Origin of the sequence: Cellulomonas sp., from assembly GCF_035634735.1 — a bacterium.
In the GTDB taxonomy this organism is placed as follows: domain Bacteria; phylum Actinomycetota; class Actinomycetes; order Actinomycetales; family Cellulomonadaceae; genus Cellulomonas.
This window is the reverse complement of record NZ_DASQCJ010000036.1, coordinates 1-2,458: the sequence shown is the minus strand read 5'-3', so window position 1 is coordinate 2,458 and position 2,458 is coordinate 1. Positions and strand designations below refer to the sequence as shown.

Below are 2,458 nucleotides of genomic sequence, written 5' to 3'. Positions count from 1 at the left end.
CGAGCCCGGCCCGGTCGCCGCCCGCGACGTCCGGGTGGAGCCGGACCTGTCGAACGCCGCGCCGTTCCTGTGCGCGGCGCTGGTCGCCGGCGGCACCGTGCGGGTCCCGGGCTGGCCCGCCGCCACGACGCAGCCCGGCGGACTGCTGCCCGGGATCCTCGAGCAGATGGGCGCGACCGCGCGGCTCGACGGCGACGTGCTCGCCGTGACCGGCACCGGCGCCGCCCGCGGCGTCGACCTCGACCTGCACGCCGCGGGCGAGATCGCCCCCACCATCGCCGCGGTCGCCGCGCTCGCCGACACCCCCACCCGGCTGCGCGGCATCGCGCACCTGCGCGGCCACGAGACCGACCGGCTCGCCGCGCTGTCGGCCGAGATCACCCGGCTGGGCGGGCAGGCGGAGCAGACCGCCGACGGCCTGGTCATCACGCCGCGGCCGCTGCACGCCGGGACCGTCCGCACGTACGCCGACCACCGGATGGCGACCTTCGGCGCGCTGCTGGGGCTGGCGGTGCCGGGGGTGCTGGTCGAGGACGTCGCGACGACCGCCAAGACCATCCCGGACTTCGTGGGCCTGTGGGACGGGATGCTGGCGTGACGGGGGGCTGCTGACGTGGCCCGCCGCGCGCTCGACGAGTCGGACGTCCGCGTCCGGCCCAGCCGCCGGGGCACCCGCCCCCGCACCAAGACCCGCCCGGAGCACGCCGACGCCGACCGCGCGCTGGTCACCGGCGTCGACCGCGGGCGGTACACCGTGCTGGTCGACGCGGACGGGCCGGACGAGCGCGTGGCCGTCGCGATGAAGGCCCGCGAGCTCGGCCGTGAGCGCGTGGTGCCGGGCGACCGGGTCGACCTGGTCGGCGACACCTCCGGCGCCGAGGGGTCGCTCGCGCGCATCGTGCGGATCGTCGACCGCAGCACCGTGCTCCGCCGCACCGCCGACGACACCGACCCCGTCGAGCGGGTCATCGTCGCGAACGCCGACCAGCTCGTGGTGGTCACCGCCCTCGCCGACCCCGAGCCGCGCACCCGGATGATCGACCGGTGCGTCGTCGCCGCCTACGACGCCGGCATGGACGTGCTGCTCGCGCTGACCAAGGCCGACCTCGCGGACCCTGAGGAGCTGCGCGCGCTGTACGAGCCGATCGGCGTCCGGGTGGTCGTGAGCTCCCGGACCGACGAGGCCGCGATCGAGGGGCTGGACGAGGTCCGCGCCGCGCTGGCGGGGCGGATGTCGGTGCTGGTCGGGCACTCCGGCGTCGGCAAGTCGACGCTGGTGAACGCCCTCGTGCCGGACGCGCTGCGGGCCGTGGGCGTGGTCAACGACGTCACCGGGCGCGGGCGGCACACCTCGACCTCCGCCGTCGCGCTGCGCGTCCCCGGCGAGCCGGGCACCTGGGTGATCGACACCCCCGGCGTCCGGTCGTTCGGGCTGGCGCACGTCGACCCGGACCACCTGCTCGGCGCGTTCGCCGACCTGGCCGAGGTGGCCGCGGAGTGCCCCCGCGGCTGCACGCACGCGGCCGACGCGCCCGACTGCGCGCTGGACGAGTGGGTCGAGGCGGCGCCGGACGAGCCGGCGCGCGAGGCGCGGACGGCGCGGGTGGACTCGTTCCGGCGGCTGCTGGTCAGCCGCTCGGGCGCGCCGGACGCGGGCTGACGTGGCCTGACGTGGGCGTCTGCGTCGCGCGGCCCGGATAGGTTGGACCCCATGACCCGGTACGACGACGACCTGCGCCTCGCCCACGTGATCGCCGACCAGGTGGACGCGCTCACCATGTCGCGGTTCAAGGCGCAGGACCTGCGGGTCGAGACCAAGCCCGACCTGACCCCCGTCTCCGACGCCGACCGCGCCGCCGAGGAGCTGATCCGCGCGCAGCTGTCCCGGGCCCGCCCGCGCGACGCCGTGCACGGCGAGGAGATGGCCGACACCGGCCACGGCCCGCGGCGCTGGGTGGTCGACCCGATCGACGGCACCAAGAACTTCGTCCGGGGCGTCCCGGTGTGGGCGACCCTGATCGCGCTGCTCGACGGCGACGAGGTCGTCGTCGGCCTGGTCAGCGCGCCCGCCCTGTCCCGCCGCTGGTGGGCCGCCGTCGGCTCCGGCGCGTGGACCGGGCGGTCGCTGGCCTCCGCGACCCGGCTGCAGGTGTCCGAGGTCGGCCGGCTGCAGGACGCGTCGCTGTCCTACTCCAGCCTGGGCGGCTGGGAGGAGCAGGGCCGGCTCGACCACTTCCTCGACCTGACGCGCAAGGTGTGGCGGACCCGGGCCTACGGCGACTTCTGGTCGCACGTGCTGGTGGCCGAGGGGGCCGTCGACCTGGCCGCCGAGCCCGAGCTCGCGCTGCACGACATGGCCGCGCTGGTGCCGATCGTGACCGAGGCCGGCGGGCGGTTCACGTCGGTGCAGGGCGTCGACGGGCCGTTCGGCGGCAGCGCGCTGGTGTCCAACGGCCGG

Annotated in this window: 3 protein-coding genes; all 3 read left to right on the top strand. The window is 76.9% G+C overall.

Annotated features, from left to right (window positions below; all coding sequences use genetic code 11):
* On the top strand, positions 1-598 hold a 598-nt coding region (locus VER05_RS03265), incomplete at its 5' end, for a 3-phosphoshikimate 1-carboxyvinyltransferase (protein ID WP_414647540.1).
* Between the two features lie 15 nt (positions 599-613).
* On the top strand, positions 614-1,660 hold the full coding sequence (gene rsgA, locus VER05_RS03260) for a ribosome small subunit-dependent GTPase A (RefSeq protein ID WP_324843965.1): 1,047 nt from the start codon (positions 614-616) through the stop codon (positions 1,658-1,660).
* A 51-nt stretch (positions 1,661-1,711) separates the two neighbouring features.
* Positions 1,712-2,458: inositol monophosphatase family protein (locus VER05_RS03255; RefSeq protein WP_324843964.1), on the top strand; the 747-nt coding region annotated here is incomplete at its 3' end.